Raw genomic sequence first — 1,319 nt, 5'->3', positions numbered from 1 at the left:
TGAACTGCCCCCACTTTCGACCGGACACTCAGCATAAGCAGGAAGGCTCAAGCACAGGCTTGAGGATAGGCTTATGTCTAACGAGTTTCGACAGGTTGATCTGATGATCGGTGACGTCCGGCGGCGACGCTGGACAACGGAACGCAAACTGCAGATCATCGAGGAAAGCTATGCCGCCGGGGAGACCGTTTCCTCCGCGGCGCGGCGGCATGGAGTTGCGCCAAATCTTCTGTATCGCTGGCGCAGGCTCCTGAGCGAGGGAGGTGCGGTGGCCGTGGATTCTGACGAGCCAGTGATCGGCAATTCCGAGGTGAAGAAGCTGGAAGATCGAGTGCGCGAGCTTGAGCGTATTCTCGGGCGCAAGACGTTGGAGAACGAGATTCTCCGCGAAGCTCTTTCCAAAGCCCACTCAAAAAAACCGATATCGCGGCCGATCTTGTTGCCGAAGGACGGTTCCCGATGAAGACCGTGGCTGACGTCCTTGGCGTATCGCGGTCCAATCTGGCGGAGCGCCTTAAAGGCAAGTGCAAGCCGCGTGGATCATACCTCAAAGCGGACGATGCCGAGCTGCTGCCCGCCATTCGTAAACTCGTGGATGCTCGGCCGACCTATGGCTATCGGCGGATCGCTGCCCTTCTCAACAGGCAGCGGCGAGCCGCCGATCTGCCCGTCGTCAATCGCAAGCGAGTTCATCGCATCATGGCCAATCACGCTATGATCCTTGAGAAACACACGGCGGCGCGAATAGGCCGTGTCCACGACGGCAAGGTCATGGTGATGCGGTCTAACCTGCGCTGGTGCTCGGATGGCCTTGAGTTCACCTGCTGGAATGGCGAGGTGGTCCGCCTCGCGTTCATCATCGATGCGTTTGACCGGGAAATTATCTCATGGGCAGCCGTCGCCAATGCCGGGATATCAGGTTCCGACATTCGAGACATGATGTTGGAGGCCGTCGAAAAGCGCTTCGGCGCAACCAGCGCCCCGCATGCAATAGAACATCTATCTGATAACGGCAGTGCATACACCGCGCGCGAGACCAGGCTGTTTGCCCAAGCCCTCAACCTGATCCCATGCTTCACGCCCGTTGCCAGCCCACAATCGAACGGCATGTCTGAAGCCTTCGTCAAAACCTTGAAGCGGGACTATATACGCATCTCACCCATTCCGGACGCCGATACAGCTCTCCGGAAGATCGACGGATGGATCGAAGACTATAATGAAATCCATCCACACTCAGCGCTGAAAATGGCCTCCCCAAGGGAGTTCATCAAAGCATTGTCTCAATAGCTGATTTGTCCGGCGAAATGGGGGGCACTCCA

Annotated in this window: 1 protein-coding gene; it reads left to right on the top strand. The window is 57.5% G+C overall.

The features are described 5' to 3' along the window. The first annotated feature begins 73 nt into the window (after positions 1-73). Positions 74-1,287 (top strand): IS3 family transposase gene (locus tag JNC63_RS21845; protein ID WP_100651974.1). Its coding sequence is split into 2 segments (ribosomal slippage): positions 74-410 and positions 410-1,287, totalling 1,215 coding nucleotides; the frame shifts between segments, so codons are not numbered across the junction. Positions 1,288-1,319: the final 32 nt, after the last annotated feature.

It is taken from the genome of Brucella ciceri (genome assembly GCF_041930145.1).
Taxonomy (GTDB): domain Bacteria; phylum Pseudomonadota; class Alphaproteobacteria; order Rhizobiales; family Rhizobiaceae; genus Brucella; species Brucella intermedia.
The sequence above is the reverse complement of the archived record's forward strand: the minus strand, read 5'-3'. Positions and strand labels throughout refer to the sequence as shown.